The organism is Zestomonas ipomoeae (assembly GCF_057128665.1).
Genome location: NZ_JBSKHQ010000018.1, coordinates 36,050 through 56,327, shown reverse-complemented (window position 1 = coordinate 56,327; position 20,278 = coordinate 36,050). Strand labels below are relative to the sequence as shown.

Sequence of the window (20,278 nt, the reverse complement as noted above, 5' to 3'; positions counted from 1 at the left end):
GTCAGATCGCGTTGCGCAGGCTGAGTTGTTCCGGGTGCGGCTGCAGGTAGGCCTGCCTGGCGACATAGGCATCGGGATGGCGGCGGAAGTGATGCTTGAGCAGCGTCAGCGGCACCACCAGCGGCACGATGCCTTGCCGGTATTGCTCGATCAGCCGCGCCATCTCTGCGCGCTCCTGGGTGTCCAGTGCGCGCTTCAGGTGACCGCTGAGGTGCATCAGCACGTTGCTGTGGCTGCCGCGGGTGGCGCACTTCTTCAGGGCTGCCATGAACTGGCTGAAGTAGCGCGGCCCGATTTCCTGCGGCGCGTGGCGGCCGATGTCGGCCAGCAGGCGGCCGAGTTGGCGGTACTGCTCGCCGTCGTGGGCGAGCAGCAGGTACTTGCGCTGCGCGTGGAAGTTCAGGATCGCCTCGCGGGTCAGCCCGGCCTTGAGCAGGCGCTGCCACTCGGCATAGGCAAAGACGCGGGTGAGGAAGTTTTCCCGCAGCACCGGATCGTTCAGACGGCCGTCCTCTTCCACCGGCAGGTCCGGATGGGCGGCGCAGAAGGCCTGGGCGAACAGCCCGCGTCCACCGCCCTCGGCCGGATAGCCGTCCTCCTGGTAGACCTTGACGCGCTCCAGGCCGCAGGAGGGCGATTTCTGCATGAAGATGTAGCCGCAGATGTCGTCCAGTTCGGCCGCCATGCGCGTGCCGTAGTCGAGCAAGGCTTCGCTGTGGTCACGCTCGCGGTGCACGGTGCCGAGCGCCCGCGGCGACGCCGGATCGCCGACCAGGCGGATCGGCTCGCGCGGGGTGCCGAGGCCGATCGCCACCTCGGGGCACAGTGGCACGAAGTCGAAGTGCTCGGCCAGGCTGCGGCTGCACAGCCGCGACTCCTTGTGCCCTCCATTGAAGCGCACGTTGGCGCCGAGCAGGCAGGCGCTGATTCCAAGCTTGGGTTTGGCGGCGTTGGCGGATGCGGACATGTTCGACCTCGCTGGAGCAATTTGTACAAGATGAATTTCATGTACAACTTTCTAGCCATAATAGGTAAATACTTGTACAAGTAAATAGCCGTGTATAGCTTTTTGTCGGCGAGCGGGCGAACGGGCGTGAGGAGAGCGCTATGCGGGGAACGATGCCGAGGCTGCCGAAAACCGGCAGCCCTTCAGGACAGCAACGGGAGATGGCCTCAGTCGAGGTGTTCGAGCAGGCGGCGCGCGGCCTCCTGGCCGCTCAGCCAGGCGCCCTCGACGCGACCGGACAGGCACCAGTCGCCGCAGGCATAGAGGCCCAGGTCGGCATCGGCGAGTGCGCCCCACTGGTGGGCGCTGGCCGGGCGGGCGTAGAGCCAGCGGTGGGCAAGGGTCATGCTGGGTGCCGGCACCGCGCAACCGATGATCTCGGCGAAGGCACCATGCAGGTGCTCGATGATCGCCTCCTTGGGCAGGTCCAGGTGCTGTTTGCTCCAGCTGTTGCTGGCGTGCAGCACCCAGGTGTCCAGGCTGTTGTCGCGGCCGGGCTTGGTGCCGTTGCGGGCGATCCAGTCGAGCGGGTTGTCCTGCACGAAGCAGCCTTGCAGCGGGGTGTCCAGCGGAGTGGGGAAGGCCAGGGCGACCGCCCAGGTTGGCTCCATGATCACGCTGGCGGCGGCGCTGGCCAGCTTCGGCGCGGCGGCCAGCAGTGCGCTGGCCTGGGGCGCCGGGGTGGCGATCAGCACGTGGCTGAACGGCCCGTGGCTCTGGCCTTCGGCATCCTGCAGGTTCCAATGCTGCACGCCGCGGAACACTTCGGTAATGCGGCAGGAGAAGTTCACCGGCAGGGCGCCGAGCAGCGCGCGGGTGATGGCGCTCATGCGCGGGGTGCCGACCCAGCGCACCTGTTCGTCCGGCGACAGGCTGAGCTGGCCGTCGCGGAAGTTGTACAGGCTCGGGGTCCATTCGGTGACCCAGCCGCGTGCGCGCCATTGCTGGACCACTTCGGCGAAGCGGCGATCACGGGTGGTGAAGTATTGCGCGCCGAGATCGAAGGTGCCGGCGTCGCTGTGCCTGCTGGCCATGCGGCCACCGCTGCCGCGGCTTTTGTCGAACAGCTGCACGTTCAGTCCGGCGGCATGCAGGGTCTGTGCGGCGGAAAGTCCGGCGATGCCGGTGCCGACTATGGCGATGGGTGCATTCATGGTTTACCTCGTTACCTACGGCTTAAGGTTACGCGCTAGGCAAAACCTATACAACGCTACTGCTGGATACAGGTTGGCTCCTATTCCAATCCACTGGCTTTGCTTCAATTTAAGACGATGGCCCGGTCGCGCAAAAGGCACCAGCGTCATTTATTCAGACTAGGGCGATATTGATAGTTCGTGCCATGCGAGGAGGATGCCATGCACATATTGCTGACCGGCGGTACTGGTTTGATCGGCCGCGCGCTTTGCCGACAATGGCTGTCGGACGGGCACCGGCTGACGGTCTGGAGTCGAACCCCGGAGCGGGTGCCGGCGCTCTGCGGGGCGTCGGTGCGCGGCATCGGCCAGCTCGACGAACTGGGCGAGGAGGCGCTCGACGCGGTGGTCAACCTCGCTGGCGCGCCCATCGCCGACCGGCCCTGGACGAACAAGCGCCGCGAGCTGCTGCGTGCCAGTCGAATCGACCTCACCGGGCGATTGCTGGCCTGGCTGGAGCGCCGCCAATCGAGGCCGCGCGTGCTGCTTTCCGGCTCGGCCGTCGGCTGGTATGGCGATGGCGGCGAGCGCGAGCTGAGCGAGGCCGACCCAGCGCCTGGCGATGACTTCGCCGCGCGCCTCTGCGTCGACTGGGAAGCGCGAGCGCGGCATGCCGAAGCGCTCGGCCTGCGGGTGGTGCTGCTGCGCACGGGCCTGGTGCTGGCGCGCGACGGCGGTTTCCTGGCGCGCCTGCTGCCACCGTTCCGGCTGGGCCTGGGCGGGCCGATCGGCTCGGGGCAGCAGTGGATGCCGTGGATTCACATCGCCGACCAAATCGCCCTGATCGATTTTCTCTTGCGGCGGGACGATTGCCACGGCCCCTATAATGCGTGCGCGCCGCAGCCGGTGCGCAACCTCGATTTCAGCCGGGCGTTGGGCCGGGCGCTGCACCGCCCGGCGCGCCTGCCGGTGCCGGCGCCGCTGCTGAAACTCGGCCTCGGCGAGCTGGCCGGCCTGCTGCTCGGCGGCCAGCGCGCGCTGCCGGTACGCCTGCAGGAAGCGGGTTTCACCTTTCGCTTCACCGACCTGGATTCCGCCCTGGACGACCTGCTGGGGCATCGATAGGACCTGCCATGAACGATCACGCCCTGCTGTTGCTCAACCTCGGTTCGCCAGCTTCCACCGAGGTGGCGGATGTGCGCCGCTATCTCGATCAGTTCCTGATGGACCCTTACGTGGTCGATCTGCCCTGGCCGGTGCGCCGCCTGCTGGTATCGCTGATACTGGTCAAGCGCCCGGCCCAGTCCGCCCATGCCTACGCCTCGATCTGGTGGGACGAGGGCTCGCCGCTGGTGGTGCTCAGCCGGCGCCTGCAGGAGGCGGTGCGCGCGCACTGGCAGCAGGGGCCGGTGGAACTGGCGATGCGCTACGGCGAGCCGTCCATCGAAAGCGTGCTGCGCAGGCTCGGCGAGCAGGGCGTGCGCAAGGTGACCCTGGCACCGCTCTATCCGCAGTTCGCCGACAGCACCACCACCACCGCGGTGGAAGAGGCTCGGCGGGTTGTCGCCGAGCTGGGGCTGAGATTCGAGCTGTCGCTGCTGCCGCCCTTCTACGACCAGCCGGAATACCTCGATGCGCTGGTGGAGAGCGCCAGGCCGCACCTCGAACAGGGCTATGACCATCTGCTGTTGAGCTTCCACGGTCTGCCGGAGCGCCATCTGCACAAGCTGGACCCGACTGGCGGGCACTGCCTGCGCGGTCCGGACTGCTGCCGGCTGGCACCGCCCGAGGTGCTGCAGACCTGCTACCGCGCCCAATGCCTGCAGGGTGCCGAGCGATTCGCCGAGCGCCTGGGGCTGGCCCCAGGGCAGTGGTCGGTGTCGTTCCAGTCGCGCCTCGGTCGCGCCAAGTGGATCGAGCCCTACACCGAAACGCGGCTCGACGAGCTGGCAGCCCAGGGGGTGAAGAAGTTGCTGGTGATGTGCCCGGCGTTCGTCGCCGACTGCATCGAAACCCTGGAGGAAATCGGCATGCGCGGGCGCGAGCAGTTCATCGAGGCGGGAGGCGAGGAGCTGGTGCTGGTGCCCTGCCTCAACGACCACCCGCAATGGGCCGAGGCGCTGGCCAGGCTGTGCCGGCGCGCGCCGCTGATGCTGGCCTGAGCCCGCACGTGACGGCGCCCGCAGGAGCGGGCCACGGTCGCGAAGTCACAGTGCTGTCATCGCGGGCATGGCCAGCCCTCGGTGAAGCTCGACGCGGCGGGCTCTCGGCTCAACTCGCGTCTTCTTCGCTCAACCGGCTGCGCCAGCCCTCTCCGCCGGGCAGGAGCAGGTTGAGCAGGATGGCGATGATGCCGCACAGGGAAATGCCCTTGAGGCTGACCTCGCCGGCACCGATGACCATGCCGCCGATGCCGAACACCAGGGTCACCGCCACGATCACCAGGTTGCGTGCTTCGGACAGGTCGACCTGGTGGCGGATCAGGGTATTCAGCCCGACCACTGCGATGGAGCCGAACAGCAGGCAGAGAATCCCGCCCATCACCGGAACCGGAATGCTCTGCAGGGCGGCGCCGAACTTGCCGATGAAGGCCAGCACGATGGCGATCACCGCCGCCCACATCATCACCTTGGGGTTGAAGTTGCGGGTCAGCATCACCGCGCCGGTCACCTCCGAGTAGGTGGTGTTCGGCGGGCCGCCGAACAGGCCGGCGGCGGACGTGGCCAGGCCGTCGCCGAGCAGGGTGCGGTGCAGGCCGGGCTTCTTCAGGTAGTTCTTGCCGGTCACTGTGCCGATGGCTAGCACGTCGCCGATATGCTCGATGGCCGGAGCGATGGCCACCGGCAGCATGAACAGGATCGCGCCCCAGTGCAGTTCCGGCGCGACGAAGTTCGGCAGCGCCAGCCAGGGCGCCGCGGCGATGGCCGTGAAGTCGACCACGCCGAGGGCCGTTGCCATGCCATAGCCGACCGCGACGCCCGCGAGAATCGGCACCAGGCGGAAGAAGCCACGCCCGAGCACCGCCACCAGCAGGGTGGTGAGCAGCGCGGGCAGCGAGATCATCAGCGCGGTGCCGTAGGGCACCAGTTGCGCGCTGGCATCGCCGGCCTTGCCCATGGCCATGTTCGCTGCCACTGGCGCCAGGCCCAGGCCGATGGACATGATCACCGGGCCGATCACTACCGGCGGCAGCAGGCGGTCGATGAAGCCGGTGCCCTTGAGTTTCACTGCGCCGGCCAGCAGCACGTACATGAAGCCCGCCGCCACCAGTCCGCCGAGCGTGGCGGGCAGGCCGAAATCGCCCTTGGCGGCGAGAATCGGGGCGATGAAGGCGAAGGAGGAAGCGAGGAAGACCGGCACCTGGCCCTTGGTGACCCAATGGAAGATCAGGGTGCCGAGGCCGGCGGTGAACAACGCCACGTTCGGGTCCAGGCCGGTGATCAGCGGCATCAGCACCAGCGCGCCGAAGGCCACGAACAGCATCTGCGAGCCGGCGAGCACCTGTCGCCACAGCGGGTCGCGATTCGAGTCCTGCATGGGTCAGGCGTCCTTCTGCTTGGTGCCGAAGATCTTGTCGCCGGCATCGCCGAGGCCAGGAATGATGTAGCCGTGCTCGTTGAGGCGTTGATCGACGCTGGCGGTATAGATGGTGACATCCGGGTGGGCGTCATTGACCACCTTGATGCCCTCCGGCGCCGCCACCAGCACCAGGGCGCGGATTTCCTTGCAGCCGGCCTTCTTCAGCATGTCGATGGTGGCGACCATGGAGCCGCCGGTTGCCAGCATCGGGTCGACGATCATCGCCAGGCGCTGGTCGATCTCCGGCACCAGCTTTTCCAGATAGCTGTGCGCGGCGAGGGTTTCCTCGTTGCGCGCCAGGCCGACCACGCTGACCTTGGCACTGGGGATCAGGCTGAGCACACCGTCGAGCATGCCGATGCCGGCGCGCAGGATCGGTACCACGGTGATCTTCTTGCCGGCGATCTTCTCCACCTGGACTGCGCCGGCCCATCCCTGGATCTCGTAGTTTTCCAGCGGCAGGTCCTGGGTCGCCTCGTAGGTGAGCAGGGCGCCCACCTCCTGGGCCAGTTCGCGGAAGTTCTTGGTGCTTATATCGGCGCGGCGCATCAGGCCGAGCTTGTGGCGGATCAGCGGATGGCGGATCTCGTGGACGGGCATGCAGAGGTCTCCGACGGTAGGGCAGATTCGGTCAAGTAAAGCATTGCTTGTGCCACAGCTGGAACAATCGGCTGGTTAGGCGTGCTTTGCGGACAAAATTCAATAACGGCGCCTAGTTTATCGGTAAGTCTGAGCGAACGGTCAGAAAACCCGCTGCCGCAAAGCGGCTAGACTTGCCTCGCCGCGCTTATCCGGCGGGGCTTGCGACATGCGCGCCGGATGAGTACCGTTGCCGACTTTTATCAGCCAAACCCAGGGGAAAACGACATGTCCGCCGATCTCGCGCATATCCGTCAAGTCATGGCGGAAGCCGATTGCCTGTACAACGAAGCCGAGATCGAAGCGGCCATTTCGCGCATCGCCGAGAAGATCAATGTCGATCTGGCCGAGCGCAATCCGGTGGTGTTCTGCGTGATGAACGGCGGGCTGATCTTCGCCGGCAAGCTGCTGACCCAGCTGGATTTTCCGCTGGAGCTGTCCTACCTGCACGCGACTCGCTACCGCAACGAAACCAGCGGCGGCGACCTGTTCTGGAAAGCCAAGCCGGAAGTATCCTTCATCGATCGCGACGTGCTGATCATCGACGACATCCTCGACGAAGGGCACACCCTGGGTGCGATCATCGATTTCTGCAAGCATGCCGGCGCCGCGGCGGTGCACATCGCCGTGCTGATCGACAAGGATCACGACCGCAAGGCCCGCCCGGACCTGAAGGCCGACTACGTGGGGCTGTCCTGCATCGATCGCTACATCTTCGGCTATGGCATGGACTACAAGGGTTACTGGCGCAACGCAGCCGGCATCTACGCGGTCAAGGGCCTCTGAGTGAAAACGCCGCGCTTTCTGGATCGCAGCCTGTTCGCCGAGCTTGCCGGCCAGGCGGCGCAGAGTGCGCGGCTGCGCCAGCACCATAACTTCCATGCGATGGATGAGCCGTGCCATCGCATGGCGGTAGGCTTGCAACCCGGCACCTATATTGCGCCGCACCGTCATCTGTCGGCCGACAAAGCGGAAAGCCTGCTGGCGCTGCAAGGCCGATTTGGCCTGCTGCTGTTCGATGATGACGGCAACCTGGCGCAGGCCCGCGAGCTCTGTGCCGGCGGCGACTGCGTCGGGGTCGACGTGCCGCCGGGCGTGTTCCATGCGCTGGTGGTGCTCGACCCCGACAGCATTCTCTTCGAGTGCAAGGCCGGCCCCTACCGGCCGGTGGGCGAGGGCGAACTGGCCACCTGGGCGCCGCGCGAGGGCGATGCCGGGGTCGCCGACTACCTCGCCTGGATGCGCTCCCACTTCCCGTGAGGCCCGCCACCGTCCGGTCCGTGCTGCGACAATCTTGCCTGCGCCGCCGCCATCGCCCAGAGTCGGCCGCGTTCGTGCGTTGAGCGACGACCCGCCACGGGGGTAAACTGCCGCCCCCGTGATGCCAGGCCAGTGGAGCAAGCGATGCGTAAAGACAAGAAGCAGGTGATTGGCGAAGAAATCGGCGACGAGCCGATCAAGCTGTTTCTCACCGTCGAGCCCGGCGACGACACCCCGCCGTCGCTGCACAAACTGATCAAGGCCTACCGGGGGCTGCGCATCGACGATTTCGAACGCTTCCTCCGCTTCTTCGTCGAGGCGGGCTATGACCTGGAGGCGAAGAACGCCAAGGGCGAGGATTTCGTCGCGCTGATCCAGGACCAGCGCCAGGCCGCTCCCTACATCGAGGCGATCAAGGCCGTCCGCGGCTGATCCGGCACTGCCCGGCGCCGGCGTTTCCTGTCGGCGCCGATGCGGAACTTTCCGCTTCCACCAGCGGTCCACCCGGCTCTATGTCGACGGCCTATCGGCTGCCGGCTCGTGCAAGGAGGACGCGTCCATGCAAGTCGAACCCTATCTGTTCTTCAATGGCTGCTGCGAACAGGCACTGAACTTCTACTGCCAGGCACTCGGCGCGAAGATCACCTTCCTGGCCCGCAACCGGGATGCTCCGCCAGGGCAGTGTGGCCCGGACGTGGACCCGGACAAGGTGATGCACGCCAACCTGCAAATCGGCGACAGCCAGTTGATGGCCTCGGACGCGCCAACGAGCGCGGGGTTCGGCGGCATCCACCTGTCGATCGATGCCGAAAGCCCCGAGCGTGCCGAGCGCCTCTTCTCTGCCCTGGCCGACGGTGGCCAAGTCACCATGCCCCTGCAGAAGACCTTCTGGGCGCTGGCCTTCGGCACGCTGACCGACCGCTTCGGCGTCAATTGGATGATCAACGTCCAGGACCCGGCGATGCGCCAATGAAGCAGCCGTTGAGTGCAAGCCACGCATGAAAAAGCCGCCCCTCGGGGCGGCTTTTTACTTGCTCGGGCATCAGCCGCGTGCGGCTTCGGCCACCTGGCTCTCTTCGGTCAGGCCCAGTCGCTCGTTGCTGCGGGCCTGTACCTCGCGGTACAGCTCGGCATCGGCGGCGATGTCGGCGGCCCGGCCGGGGAAGATTTCCTTCAGCTTGGCGGACCACTCCTCGCTGCGCACCTGCTCGGGGAAGCAGCGTTGCAGCAGGTCGAGCATGATCGAGACGGTCACCGAGGCGCCCGGCGAGGCGCCGAGCAAGGCGGCGATGGAGCCATCTTCTGCGGCGACCAGCTCGGTACCGAACTGCAGGATGCCGCCGCGCTTCGGGTCTTTCTTGATGATCTGCACGCGCTGGCCGGCCATCTCCAGGCGCCAGTCCTCGGCCTTGGCCTCGGGGTAGAAGTTGCGCAGGGTGTTCAGGCGCTGCTCATCGGACTGCAGCACCTCGCCGATCAGGTAGCGGGTCAGGTCCATGTTGTCGCGGGCAACCGCCAGCATCGGGCGAATGTTGCTCGGGCGGATCGACAGCGGCAGGTCGAGGAACGAGCCGTGGCGCAGGAACTTGGTGGAGAAGCCGGCATAGGGTCCGAACAGCAGGGACTTGTGGCCATCGACCACGCGGGTGTCCAGGTGCGGTACCGACATCGGCGGCGAGCCGACTTCGGCCTGGCTGTAGACCTTGGCCTGGTGATGCTTGACCACCTCGGGGTTGTCACAGCGCAGCCACTGACCGCTGACCGGGAAGCCGCCGAAACCCTTGCCTTCCGGGATGCCGGACATCTGCAGCAGCGGCAGCGCGCCGCCGCCGGCGCCGAGGAAGACGAAGCGGGCGTTGAGGTCGCGATGGTTGCCGGTCTTCAGGTCCTTGACGTGCACGTGCCAGCCGCTGTCGCTGCGCTTCAGGCCGGTGACCTTCTGGCTGCACTTGACCTCGGCGCCGGAGGTGCTCTGCAGGTACTTGAGCAACTGGTTGGTCAGGGTGCCGAAGTTGACGTCGGTGCCGCCTTCCACGCGGGTCGCCGCGATCTGCTCATCGGCCGGGCGGCCGGGCATCATCAGTGGCATCCATTTGGCGAGGGTGGCGCGGTCTTCCGAGTACTGCATCTCGGCGAAGGCGTGGTGCTGGGTGAGCGCGGCGAAGCGCTTCTTCAGGTAGGCAATGCCGTCCTGACCGCGCACGAAGCTCAGGTGCGGTATCGGATTGATGAACGCGCGGGCCGGGCCGAAGCCCTGCTTGCCGACCATGTAGGCCCAGAACTGCTTGGATTCCTCGAACTGGGTGTTGATGGTCACCGACTTCTTGATATCGATGGAGCCATCCGGGCTTTCCGGGGTGTAGTTCAACTCGCACAGTCCGGCATGGCCGGTACCCGCGTTGTTCCAGGGGTTGGAGCTTTCGACGGCTCCCGACTCCATCAGCTCAACCACCTCCAGCTTGAGGTTGGGGTCCAGCTCCTTGAGCAGGACCGCCAGTGTTGCGCTCATGATGCCGGCCCCAACCAGCACTACGTCTACTGCTTCGTAATCGATTTGCGCCATTGCTCGCCACACTCTTTTGAAGTTGTGAAAACCGTCATGCCACGCTCTTTTGGAGTCGTGAACCTCGTAAAAAGTCGTCTGCCACGGGCGCGCCACTACCGCCAGCGTGTGCGACACGCTGCATCCATGCATAAGCGTTCAACGCTACGGGCGGAAATGGCTGCTGGCCGAAGGGCAGCGCGAATGGGCGACTCTCTGGGGCGGTGCGAAAGCCGATGGTAAGAGGCATGCGGCAGGGTGCGTGGCCCGATCAGGAGACGTCCTTATAATCGGGGCGCGATTATAGCGGTGAAACGCAGCGATTGGGGCTCCCTGCGTGACTTTTATTCGCCCGGCGGTCAGGCCGCCAACGGCCGGCGGCCGAGCGAATGTTTGGCGACCTGCTGGATTCGCGCGTTGGCGGGTAGCGGCCGTTGCAGCCAGTCGAGGCGAGCTTCGTACACTTCGATCCAGCCGGGGTCGGCGGGCACCTGCCGTGCCGTACGCAGGGCGCGGCAGATGCCGGTGGCATCCACCAGGGCGAAGTGGCGGTGTTGGCGCGGGGCGAACAGCGACAGGAGCGACAGCATGGGACGGCTCTCCAAGGAGGACTGCCAGCAGTGTCCCCGGGTGGGGTGACAGGGCGATGACAGGAACCGCGGCGCCTGCGCGCCAGTCTGTTGTGCATGCCCTATTAGCCCATGGCGGCGACGGCTATACTGCCGGCCATTCGCCTCAACCTGGAGAGATCGCATGCTGCATCGTTTGCTGCTCGGCCTGATCGCTGCCACCAGCCTGACGCTGGCCGGCTGTGCCCTCAGCCCGCAACAACTCAGTCCGGAACCCAAGCTCACCTCGTCGCTGACCGCCGTCGGCCAGGGCCAGCCGGTCGTGGTACGGGTGGTCGATGGCCGTCCTTCGCCGGTGCTGGGCACCCGCGGCGGCCTGTATCCGGAAACCAGTAATATCAGCGTGCCGGCGCAGAACATCCTGCCCAGGCTGCAGGCCGAGGCCGAGGCTGCCGTTCGCCTGCTGGGCTTCACCCCGTCGCCCAATGCCTATAACGCACCGCAGCTGACCGTGACGCTGGCCGAGTTGAAGTACCAGTCGCCGAAGGAAGGCACCTACGTGACCGAGGCGGACATCACCGCGGTGATGCGCGCCGATGTGCAGAACGCCTCGCGGCGCTACAGCGGCCGCTACACGGCGAGCATGAACCAGCGTTTCGGCATGGCGCCAAACCAGCAGACCAATACCAAGCTGGTGAGCGAGGTGCTCAGCGATGCGCTGACCCGGCTGTTCAAGGACCCCACCGTCGGACAATTGCTGGCCGAGTGAAGATTGGCTCCCCCATAAAAAAAGCCCGGGATCTCCGGGCTTTTCTTTGGCTGGGGTACGCGAGCGACGAGGACGGGTTACCTCATCGTGGCGCTCCGTATGGGCTCAGGCTGCTTCAGCGTAGAGTTCGGGCAGGCTGAAACCGGTATTCGTGTCGATATCCGGTAGGTCGTAATGCTCATGGCCACCGAGGGCGCAGTAGACCAGCCAGTGGTGGTCGTGCACGTTGAATGAAAGACCTTCGATCACTTCCTCCACTTCTTCGAGGGAGTCGATCAGGTAGTCGCGATCCAGGGGTTGGGGATGCAGCATGGCGGGGTTCCTCCGTGGAAAGAAAAGTCGCCGCTTCCCGAGGTTCCGGCAAAACCTGTGGGAATGAGCGTTAACCCTAGACGATGCTCATGACGATTGTCAGACAGCTTTGCATGGCTTTCCGCGTTCGTCGGAAACGAAACTTATAAGCTCGTTGCTTCAGTAGACTCTGCGGCCGAATTTGGACTGCCTGGCATAGCCAGTGTTCCTTCCCCTTCATGCGGTATGGTGGCCGTTGGTCGGTCGCTTTTGTTCGGGTTTCCCTTCCATGTCTCTACAGGTCATTTGGTCGCTGTACCTTGCTCATCCCGCCGGCATGCTCAACGCCCTGGCGCTGTTTCTCGCCGTGGCTGGCAGTTGGCTGCTGCTCGCTACCCGGCTTCGCGAGCTGCGCGCGGTCGCGCCGCTGGCTGCGGATAGCGAAGTGGAGGGAGTGGCCCAGCACGCTGCGTTTGTCGATGCGCCGACCCAGCGGATCAACCGGTTCTTCTACCGCTTCGGCTTCGCCTGCCTTCTGCTGGCGCTAGCGCTGTCCTGGCTGAGTACCCGCTGGTAGAGCCTGCCGGGGCATTGACGGGGGCCTTGTGGCTCCGTTGATGATGGCCGCGAGTCCCTTCTGAGGATGCCGGCCCAGGCTGTGCTCGGTGCGGCTGCGCGCGTCGAGTTTGTGTTGAAACCAAACCATTGAATATAGTCACGAGGCGACCGTTCGGTTTGTTGCAGTTCTCTGCAATGTGACGCGGTTCACGTTTTAACGCGTGCTATGGTGCCATTATCGGCCCGCACTAAGAACTAAGAAAAACAAAGTGCCTTCAAGAAGAAGGCCGAATAATAAAAACAAGAACATTTGCCTGCTCAACCTAACGTTAAGCAGTGAGGGTACACGGATGTGGCGTATCGCTATTCTATGCTGGGTCACCAGCTGTGCTTTTTCATTTCTCACCGTCCAGGCGGAAGTTCTAGCCAAGGCCGATGAGCAAGCCGTCACCGACATAAATACTCCTCCCGTCACGAGCACTATCGAAGCGGCGGATATCATTCGACGTGCTGATCGCATTCGTGCTCCAGCGGAACCGTTTCGCTATACCCTGACCTTGGTCGAAGTCAAAGGCGAGAAGGAAGTAGCGCGACAGATACTCGATGTCGCCATGCGCTTTCAAAAGCCCGACGAAGAGCAGGAAGGCGACGCGCGCGCCCTGGTGCGTTTTACCGACCCGCCGAGCGAGCGCGGTAAATCCCTGCTGTCGATTTTCGACAAACTCTGGTACTACGAGCCGAAGTTGCGTCGTCCCATTCCGATCTCGCGACAACAACGCCTGATCGGCCAAGTATCCAACGGCGATGTGGTCGCTACCGACTTCGATCTTTCCTACGACTCGAAACTGGCCGGAATCGAGCCCTGTGGTGATAGCAAATGCTATCGGTTGGAGTTGGAGCGCCGTTGGGCGTATGTAACCTATCCGAAAATCACTTACTGGGTAGAGCTGGATACTTATCGGCCTTATAAGGCGGAATTCCTCTCCACCAGTAATATTTTGTTAAAGCGCGCCTGGTATACGGATTATCGTCCGGCACTGGGTATCGAACGTCCTCATGAAATTCGTATCGAGGACAGTCTGAAGAAAGAGCACTACACGCGCATGCTGTATTCGCAGGTGCGGCCTGAAGAAGTACCAGAAGCCTACTTTCAGAAAGAGTATCTGTTGCGCTTGCGCTAAATAACTTCAGGTAAACGGTGGTGTTCTGAATGGTTCGAAAGTTCCCGTTCCGGGTTTCGCTCGCCTGCGTCCTGGCGCTCTGGAGTTCGCTGGTTGCCGCCATCGAATGCTCCAGCGGCGGCTACCTCGGCGCCGAGGGCGGCCGCAGCTGGACGCGCAGCGCGGCTCTGAATCCCGCTGAAAGCTTCAGCCGCAGCCAGGACTTGCGCGCGCTGTACGGCGAAATCAGTGGCGACTGTTCGTTCGCCGAGCTGAGGTTGCACGGCAAGGTGGCTGGTGAGCACCTAGGCACCCATGGCGAGTCGGGTATCGCCCAGGAGCCGGATGGCGAGGAAAACCGAGGCTTCGTGCGCGAGGCCTATTTGTCTTTCAGCCCCGATGAATCCTGGTTCATCGATATCGGCAAGAAAGATATTCGCAACGGTCAGATGTTCTTTATCAGTCCGCTGGATTTGTTGCAGAACCCGCTGAATTATTCATCGGTTGGTATTACCCATGCCCTGGGTGTTTCCTGGCAGGATGCCTATCGCGAAGGTTCGGTCGGCGTTCAGGCATCTTGGTTCAGCGCATACGGTACATTGGAACTGGCCATATTGCCGCAACTGGCCAATGAGTCATCGAGCGCCAGAGTCGCCGACTGGAATACCTTGCAGCGCACCAATGGACAGGAGCGTTATTACGCAGCGTACACCACTTCGGTTTTCGAAGATTTCAATCCGCGCGTGGTGTTGGTAGGCGGTGATAGTTTCGCTGCAGGCATTGGAACCAGCGGCTATCTGACCGATGACTGGATACTCAATCTGGAACTGGCTGCCAGTGACAGGAGCCATATAAAGGAACCTGGCAAACGAGCACTCGATGCGTTGCGCAATGGCCAATTCCCCAGTGCCGATTCGATATTGCACGAACAGCAGGATGATGCCTTTGTGCAATTCGCCGGCGGCCTGCGCTATGCCACGGAAAACAATACGGCGATTTCCGTCGAATATCTCTATCAAGGTCAGGGTTATGGCGACGGCCAGTGGGACGATTATTTCGACACGCTGGATTTTACCGAGTCGGCGTATCAATCCAGTGGTTTTCCGCTGTATCGCGGTTATCAACTGTTATTTGCCCAGGAGGCGGATAACAACGCGCGGCGAGATTTGATGTTGGGACGCCACTACCTAATGTCGCATATCGAGCGAAGTTCTGCGGAACTGCGCACGCTATCTTGGGAAGTGGCCGCCATCTATAACCTGGAAGATCAAAGTCATGCCCTGAATCTGCACCTGTCTTCGCAACTTTCCCGGCAATTCGAAGTATATGCCGGTGGCGGTTATCTGGGCGGAGCGCGGCGCAGCGAGTTTGGGCGATTAGGCACTAGCGGAGGGGTTTATGCAGGCGTTCGAGCAATCTGGTGATTCCAACAACTATGTGCTGCTGTTTCCCGGCCAGGGTACCCAGCATATCGGCATGGGCGAGGACGTCTGCGAACAGTCGGCGCGCACGCGGCGGGTGTGGGACTGCGCCGCCGATATCGCCGGATTCGACGTGCGGCGCATGTGCTTCAAGGGGCCGATGACGGCCCTGGCGAAGACCCACTACCAGCAGGTAGCGGTCACCGCGGTGAACATCGCCACCCTGGAGGCCCTGCGCGAGCGGGCCGAAGTGGGGGAGTTGGCGGTGGCCGGGCACAGCGTCGGCGAGTTTTCCGCACTCTACGCCGCCGGCGTGCTCGGCCTGGAGGACTGCCTGCGCGCGGTGGCCGCCCGTGGGCAGATCATGCAGGCCCTGGCGGTGGAAACCGACGGCGGCATGTACGCGATCAAGGGCATCGACCGCGACACGGTTGCGGCGCTGATCGCCGAGCAGGAGCTGGGTGGTCCGGTCGGTGTGGCCAATGACAACTCGCCCCGGCAGCAGGTGATTTCCGGCTGCAAGAAAGCGCTCAAGACGTTGCTGCCGCAGATCATGCGTGCCGGCTACGAACAGGTGCGGCTGCCAGTCAACGGCGCCTGGCACAGCGCCTTGATGAACGGCGGTCGGAACGATTTCCAGGCGGTCATCGACGGGCTGCAATTCGCCCAACCGAGGCTGCCGCTGTTCACCAACCAGGCGGCGGCGCCGGTCAGTGACATCGAAGACATCAAGCGCGACCTGGTTAACAACCTCTCGGCCACCGTGCGTTGGCGCGAAACCGTCGACGCCCTGGTCGCCGGCGGCTATCGCGCTTTCCTCGAAGTGGGGCCGAAGAAGGTGCTCGGTCGACTGCTGCAGGACTTTCCCCATGAGGGATTGATCGCCCGTCATGCCGGCGACCTGCTTGGTACCGGGCAACCGGTCGCCGAGCCGGCCTGAGGAGCGCCCCATGCTGCCGACCTTCCGCCGTCATCTGCGCCACTATGCCCTGGGCCAATGGTTCGGGCTGAGCCTGATCGGCCTGTTGCTGACCTTTACCCTGGTGCGCAATGCCGGCGAGCTGTCGCTGCTGGAGTTGCTGCTGGCCGGTGGCGCGATTGCCGCCGGGGTGGCTTATGCGACGGTGCGCGATGCGCCCGGTTACTGGATTTACGCCGCGCGGGCGCCGAAGTTCATGCTGCTGCCCAGCGAACTGGCGGCGATGCAGGCGCTCAAGGTCACCCCGCTGGCCCGCGCGTTGAACCCTTTGCGCCGGCCCTGGGCCACGCCGCTGCTGCTGGCCGGCGGGTTGGTGCTGGTGCTGCTGGCCGGCGCCCACTGGTTGCCGGAACATCGACGCCTGCTGGCGTTCGTTGCCATCGGTGGCCTGTTTCCCCTGGCGCTAGCCGCGGCGATGGCGGGCAGCGCGCCCTACTTGCTGGCGCTCGCCAGCCCGGAAGGCGCGGCGATGTTGCGCGAAGGACTGGCCGGTAAGCGCAGTGCGCGCAGCTATCTCTACGAGGACTTGGCGATCAGCCTGGCAATCAATTTCGCGCTGGTCTGGCCGCTGCACGACAAACCCGCGTTCAGCCTCGAACGCGGCTATGCCAGCCCCGAGTTCATCGTCGCGGCGGTGATCCTGGCCTGGATCGCGGCGTTCTTCACCTTGCTTGGCGCGCGCCGTTCGCGGGTGTTCTCGGCCACCGGCGAGGCCCTGGCAGCGTTGGTCACCGGCAGCGCTGCCGACGATGGCGCGGTGCCCGCGCCCGGCGGCTTCTGGCGCCGCAGCCTGGCCTATTACGCGTTGCTGGCCGGTTGGACCCTGCTGGCCTGCCTGCTGTTTTCCCTGCTGCCGGCGACCGTGCCGTTCCCGGTGTTCTACCTGAGCCTGCTGCTGCCGTTGGGCGCGATGTTCTGGCGCGAGCGACTGTGGACGTTGCAGCAGGACGCCCGGCAGGTCACGCAGTACATCGACGAGTTCGTGCCGGCCACGGCGCGCTGAAGGGGGGCGGAACGGGCATGCATGTGGGCATCGATATCGTCGAGGTGGAACGCATTCGCACGGCGACCCGGCGCAGCGGAACGGCGTTCATGGAGCGCGTCTATACCGCGCGGGAACGGGAGTACATCGGCGACGTGGAGGAGAACGTCGAGCGCGCGGCGGGCATCTGGGCGGCCAAGGAGGCGGCGGTGAAGGCCCTCGGCACCGGCTTCCAGAGCGGCGTGCTGTTTCTGGATATGGAGATCAGACACGAAGAAATGGGCCGACCGTACCTGGAGTTCGGTGGCCGATTCCTGCAGGTGATGCAACAGGCAGGCTTGAGTGCGGCGAGTTTGAGCATTTCCCACTGTGCGACGCACGCAGTGGCGGCGGTAGTGCTTGGGTGAACTTTCAATACAGGCGGACGAACGATGGCAGCGTACACGGACTTGAAGGACAAGATTGCATTGGTAACGGGAGCGAGCGGCGACATCGGCTTGGCCGTTTGCGAAAAATTGCTGGAAGACGGTTGCAAGGTCTATGCGACCTATAACAACAACCCGGCCCGCCTCGAGGCGCTGGCAGACAACCCGCAGTACGCGGAGCGATTGATCCCGCTGCGTTGCGACATCACCAACCAGGACGACCTGAACGCGGCGATGGCGCGGATCGAGGAGGCCGACGGCAAGCTCGACGTGCTGGTGAACAACGCCGGCAAGTACCGCGACAACCTGTTCGCCCTGATGGACTTCGACGAGTTCGACGACGTCGTCAAGACCAATCTCTACGGCACTTTCATGATGGCCAAGGCCGCCCTGCGTCTGCTGCGCAAGGCCAAGCAGGCGGCGGTGGTCAACGTATCGTCGATTGCCGGCATGACCAACAGCTTCGGCCAGTCGAACTACAGCGCGGCGAAGGCCGGGATGATCGGCTTCACCCGGACGCTGGCCGGCGAGCTGGGCTCCAAAGGCGTACGGGTCAATGCCGTGGCGCCGGGGCTGATCGAGTCGGTGATGACCAAGCGGGTGCCGCGCAACGTGATCCGCCAGACGCTTTCCGTGATCCCTCTGCAACGCATGGGCGAGACCCGCGAAGTGGCCGAGGCCATCGCTTTTCTGTGTTCCAGCTCATCGAGCTACATCGTCGGGCAGACCCTGGTGGTCGACGGCGGCTTAATCATGCGTTAACGGGGGGAGAAACATGGCTGAAACCGAGGAAAGTCTCGTTACACCGGCGCTGCTCATGAAGATGGGCACCTGGCGCTATCCGTTCTTTCTGGTCGACAAGATCTGCGATTTCAAGCGCGGGCCCAAGGGCTACATCACCGCGGTGAAGAACATCACCTTCAACGAGCCGCAGTTCCAGGGGCACTTCCCCGACAACCCGGTGATGCCCGGCGTGTTGATCGCCGAGGCCCTCGGCCAGACCAGCGACTACCTGTCGCTGCTGACTGCCTTCTGCGAGGAATACGAGAGGCGTCACGACTGCGACCTGTCTGCCCGCCGCGACCTGCAAAAGGCGGTGCATTCCGACGAAGGCATCGAGCTGTTCGGCGAGATTCGCAAGAAGTTCGGCGGCCTGCTGGCGGCGCAGGACCTCAAGTTCAAAAGCGTGGTGGTACCCGGCGACACCCTGTTCATGCGCAGCGAACTGACCATGAAGGACCCGGCCGGCTTCAGCCACTTCAAGGTGGAGGCTCGCGTCGGACGGCGGGTGACCACCGCCGGCAAGGTCACCAACTTCTGGTTCGACATGACCAAGAAAATGCCGCTCTGACGGCACGCTCACTACCTAGAGGAGAGGGATATGGACAGCAACCTGCAAGCCGTGATCGCCGAACGCCAGGCGGTTCTCGATAAGTTGAAGGGCAGCCTGATCGACCGGCTCAACCTGTACCAGAGCATCGAGCAGATCGACGACGACACCCCGCTGTTCGGCAGCGGCCTGAAGCTCGACTCGGTGGACGCCACCGAGCTGGTGGTGATGCTCGACGAAGAGTTCGGCGTGCGGGTTTCCGAGGGCGACGACCCGTCCTACATGCGCAATATCAACTCGCTCGCTTCTTTCATCCTCAAGCGCCAGGCCGCCGACGCCGCTTGACGGCTTCCCTGGGAACCAGACAAAGGAGAACACCGATGAATCCGATGGAAGCCGTTCACAAAGCCGCCGGCGCCACCCTGGGCGAGCGCAATGGCGTCGCCGTACCGCTGCACTATGGCCAGCCGGCAGAAGAACACCAGGCCATGCGCAAGAACATCCTGATGGTCGACTACTCGCACTTCGGCCTGGTCGAGGTCAGTGGCGACGATGCCTATGACTTCCTCAACCGTGTGGTCGGCGGCGATCTCTCGGCCATTCGCGACGAGCAGGCGCTCTACACCGTGCTGTTGGACGAGCACGGCAAGATCGTCACTGACCTCTACATCCTCTGCGATGACGAGCGCTTCGTGCTGCTCAGCGAGTGGATGCGCGGCGACAGGCTGGCGGCCAGCCTGCAGGCGGCCGTGGGCGAGGAGGGCGTGGACATCGCCTCGCTGGACGACAAGTACTCCACCGTGCTGTTCGAAGGCCCCTACAGCTGGGAACTGATGGCCGAACTGTTCGGCTTCGACGTGCTCGGCCTGCCCTACCTGGAGTTCATGCCGGTGGACGAAGGTCTGCTGCTGCGTGCCGGCAAGCACGGCGAGTTCTCCTTCAAGGTGCTGGCGGAGAAAGACCAGGTGGCTGACCTGTGGGCGCGTGCCGAAGAGGCCGGGGCCAAGTTCGACCTGAAGAAGGGCGGCATCGACTTCCAGAACAAGGCGCGCCTGGAAAACCCCTGCTGGGACCCGAGCCTGGCCGGCGAATTCACCGCCTGCCCGATCGAACTGCAACTGCAGTGGGCGGTGCGCTACGACAAGGACGAGTTCATCGGCAAGGACGCGCTGCTGGCCAAGCTGGAAGAGGGGCCAAAGGTTCGCGTGGTCGGTTTCTTCGCCCAGGGCGAGGGTGCCGAGGCCGCGCGCATCGGTGACAGCGTGCTGAGCGGCGACCAGGAAATCGGCCGGGTGATCACCCTCGGCTATTCGGCCGGGCTGGATGCCTACATCGGCCAGGCGCTGCTGGACGTCGAGCATGCCTACGCCGGCATCGACCAGTACCGCATCGCCGCGTCGGCGGCGCCGGTGGCCATCGTCACCTCGGCGATTCCGTTCCTGCAGAACTTCAGCTTCATGGTCAACCCGGCGGAGCACAGCTACGTGGACCCGTCGCGGCCGAAGAGCCTGCTCGAGCAGCAGGCGCAGTAGCAGACGCGCAACGCGGCGGGCGGGCCGCACCGCGTGCCCCGGCTCCGGCTGGGTCCGCGCGGTGCGGCCGGTCGCCTGCGCAAGGTTTCGAGGAGCGGACAGA

Annotated in this window: 24 protein-coding genes; 17 read left to right on the top strand and 7 right to left on the bottom strand. The window is 64.3% G+C overall.

Annotated elements, in window-relative coordinates; all coding sequences use genetic code 11:
• Position 1: 1 nt before the first annotated feature.
• On the bottom strand, positions 2–967 hold the full coding sequence (locus tag ACWKV7_RS18070; RefSeq protein WP_483859091.1) for a YbgA family protein: 966 nt from the start codon (positions 965–967) through the stop codon (positions 2–4).
• Between the two features lie 206 nt (positions 968–1,173).
• On the bottom strand, positions 1,174–2,160 hold the full coding sequence (locus ACWKV7_RS18065; RefSeq protein WP_483859090.1) for an NAD(P)/FAD-dependent oxidoreductase: 987 nt from the start codon (positions 2,158–2,160) through the stop codon (positions 1,174–1,176).
• A 201-nt stretch (positions 2,161–2,361) separates the two neighbouring features.
• On the opposite strand from ACWKV7_RS18065, the gene ACWKV7_RS18060 reads away from it, so the two are divergent.
• Together ACWKV7_RS18060 and hemH are read left to right on the top strand one after the other, a co-directional pair.
• Positions 2,362–3,264, top strand: coding sequence for a TIGR01777 family oxidoreductase (locus ACWKV7_RS18060; RefSeq protein ID WP_483859089.1), 903 nt, complete (start codon positions 2,362–2,364; stop codon positions 3,262–3,264).
• 8 nt (positions 3,265–3,272) lie between these two features.
• A complete protein-coding gene (gene hemH / locus ACWKV7_RS18055) occupies positions 3,273–4,301 on the top strand; it encodes a ferrochelatase (RefSeq protein WP_483859088.1) in 1,029 nt (342 codons plus the stop codon).
• A 109-nt stretch (positions 4,302–4,410) separates the two neighbouring features.
• Here the strand turns inward: hemH and ACWKV7_RS18050 are convergent, their stop codons facing one another.
• Positions 4,411–5,676 carry a uracil-xanthine permease family protein gene (locus ACWKV7_RS18050; RefSeq protein ID WP_483859087.1) on the bottom strand — a complete coding sequence of 422 codons (1,266 nt, stop codon included), beginning with the start codon at positions 5,674–5,676 and terminating at the stop codon, positions 4,411–4,413.
• Positions 5,677–5,679: 3 nt separating this feature from the next.
• Positions 5,680–6,318: a uracil phosphoribosyltransferase gene (gene upp, locus ACWKV7_RS18045; RefSeq protein WP_483859086.1), complete on the bottom strand. Its 639-nt coding sequence runs from the start codon at positions 6,316–6,318 to the stop codon at positions 5,680–5,682.
• Between the two features lie 267 nt (positions 6,319–6,585).
• Here upp and ACWKV7_RS18040 point away from each other — a divergent pair, with 267 nt between their 5' ends.
• From ACWKV7_RS18040 to ACWKV7_RS18025, 4 genes are all read left to right on the top strand, one after another.
• Positions 6,586–7,143: a hypoxanthine-guanine phosphoribosyltransferase gene (locus ACWKV7_RS18040; protein ID WP_483859085.1), complete on the top strand. Its 558-nt coding sequence runs from the start codon at positions 6,586–6,588 to the stop codon at positions 7,141–7,143.
• Positions 7,144–7,617 carry a WbuC family cupin fold metalloprotein gene (locus tag ACWKV7_RS18035; protein ID WP_483859084.1) on the top strand — a complete coding sequence of 158 codons (474 nt, stop codon included), beginning with the start codon at positions 7,144–7,146 and terminating at the stop codon, positions 7,615–7,617.
• Positions 7,618–7,761: 144 nt separating this feature from the next.
• On the top strand, positions 7,762–8,049 hold the full coding sequence (locus ACWKV7_RS18030; protein ID WP_483859083.1) for a PA4642 family protein: 288 nt from the start codon (positions 7,762–7,764) through the stop codon (positions 8,047–8,049).
• Between the two features lie 127 nt (positions 8,050–8,176).
• Positions 8,177–8,590 carry a VOC family protein gene (locus ACWKV7_RS18025; protein WP_483859082.1) on the top strand — a complete coding sequence of 138 codons (414 nt, stop codon included), beginning with the start codon at positions 8,177–8,179 and terminating at the stop codon, positions 8,588–8,590.
• 69 nt (positions 8,591–8,659) lie between these two features.
• Here ACWKV7_RS18025 and mqo read toward each other — a convergent pair whose 3' ends face one another.
• Together mqo and ACWKV7_RS18015 are read right to left on the bottom strand one after the other, a co-directional pair.
• Complete coding sequence (gene mqo / locus ACWKV7_RS18020; RefSeq protein ID WP_483859081.1) at positions 8,660–10,180, bottom strand: malate dehydrogenase (quinone); 1,521 nt, start codon at positions 10,178–10,180, stop codon at positions 8,660–8,662.
• A 338-nt stretch (positions 10,181–10,518) separates the two neighbouring features.
• Entirely contained in the window at positions 10,519–10,749 is a 231-nt protein-coding gene (locus ACWKV7_RS18015; protein ID WP_483859080.1) for a hypothetical protein, read from the bottom strand.
• 163 nt (positions 10,750–10,912) lie between these two features.
• Here ACWKV7_RS18015 and ACWKV7_RS18010 point away from each other — a divergent pair, with 163 nt between their 5' ends.
• On the top strand, positions 10,913–11,497 hold the full coding sequence (locus ACWKV7_RS18010) for a YajG family lipoprotein (RefSeq protein WP_483859079.1): 585 nt from the start codon (positions 10,913–10,915) through the stop codon (positions 11,495–11,497).
• 105 nt (positions 11,498–11,602) lie between these two features.
• On the opposite strand, the gene ACWKV7_RS18005 is transcribed toward ACWKV7_RS18010, so the two are convergent.
• On the bottom strand, positions 11,603–11,809 hold the full coding sequence (locus tag ACWKV7_RS18005) for a hypothetical protein (RefSeq protein WP_483859078.1): 207 nt from the start codon (positions 11,807–11,809) through the stop codon (positions 11,603–11,605).
• A gap of 268 nt (positions 11,810–12,077) precedes the next feature.
• Here ACWKV7_RS18005 and ACWKV7_RS18000 point away from each other — a divergent pair, with 268 nt between their 5' ends.
• The 10 genes from ACWKV7_RS18000 (at position 12,078) to ACWKV7_RS17955 (ending at position 20,175) form a co-directional block, all read left to right on the top strand.
• Positions 12,078–12,365, top strand: coding sequence for a hypothetical protein (locus tag ACWKV7_RS18000; protein WP_483859077.1), 288 nt, complete (start codon positions 12,078–12,080; stop codon positions 12,363–12,365).
• Positions 12,366–12,696: 331 nt separating this feature from the next.
• Complete coding sequence (locus ACWKV7_RS17995; RefSeq protein WP_483859076.1) at positions 12,697–13,527, top strand: outer membrane lipoprotein-sorting protein; 831 nt, start codon at positions 12,697–12,699, stop codon at positions 13,525–13,527.
• A 29-nt stretch (positions 13,528–13,556) separates the two neighbouring features.
• Entirely contained in the window at positions 13,557–14,930 is a 1,374-nt protein-coding gene (locus ACWKV7_RS17990) for a hypothetical protein (protein ID WP_483859075.1), read from the top strand.
• Positions 14,905–15,867 (top strand): ACP S-malonyltransferase, encoded by a 963-nt coding sequence (locus tag ACWKV7_RS17985; RefSeq protein WP_483859074.1) that lies wholly within the window; start codon positions 14,905–14,907, stop codon positions 15,865–15,867. Before ACWKV7_RS17990 ends, ACWKV7_RS17985 begins: the two co-directional genes overlap by 26 nt.
• Positions 15,868–15,877: 10 nt before the next feature.
• Entirely contained in the window at positions 15,878–16,909 is a 1,032-nt protein-coding gene (locus ACWKV7_RS17980; protein WP_483859073.1) for a hypothetical protein, read from the top strand.
• 17 nt (positions 16,910–16,926) lie between these two features.
• Positions 16,927–17,295 (top strand): holo-ACP synthase, encoded by a 369-nt coding sequence (gene acpS, locus ACWKV7_RS17975; RefSeq protein WP_483859072.1) that lies wholly within the window; start codon positions 16,927–16,929, stop codon positions 17,293–17,295.
• 24 nt (positions 17,296–17,319) lie between these two features.
• Positions 17,320–18,075, top strand: coding sequence for a 3-oxoacyl-ACP reductase FabG (fabG, locus tag ACWKV7_RS17970; protein WP_483859071.1), 756 nt, complete (start codon positions 17,320–17,322; stop codon positions 18,073–18,075).
• A 13-nt stretch (positions 18,076–18,088) separates the two neighbouring features.
• Positions 18,089–18,664, top strand: coding sequence for a 3-hydroxyacyl-ACP dehydratase FabZ family protein (locus ACWKV7_RS17965; protein WP_483859070.1), 576 nt, complete (start codon positions 18,089–18,091; stop codon positions 18,662–18,664).
• A gap of 30 nt (positions 18,665–18,694) precedes the next feature.
• A complete protein-coding gene (locus ACWKV7_RS17960) occupies positions 18,695–18,988 on the top strand; it encodes an acyl carrier protein (RefSeq protein WP_483859069.1) in 294 nt (97 codons plus the stop codon).
• Positions 18,989–19,023: 35 nt separating this feature from the next.
• Positions 19,024–20,175, top strand: coding sequence for an aminomethyl transferase family protein (locus ACWKV7_RS17955; RefSeq protein WP_483859068.1), 1,152 nt, complete (start codon positions 19,024–19,026; stop codon positions 20,173–20,175).
• Positions 20,176–20,278: the final 103 nt, after the last annotated feature.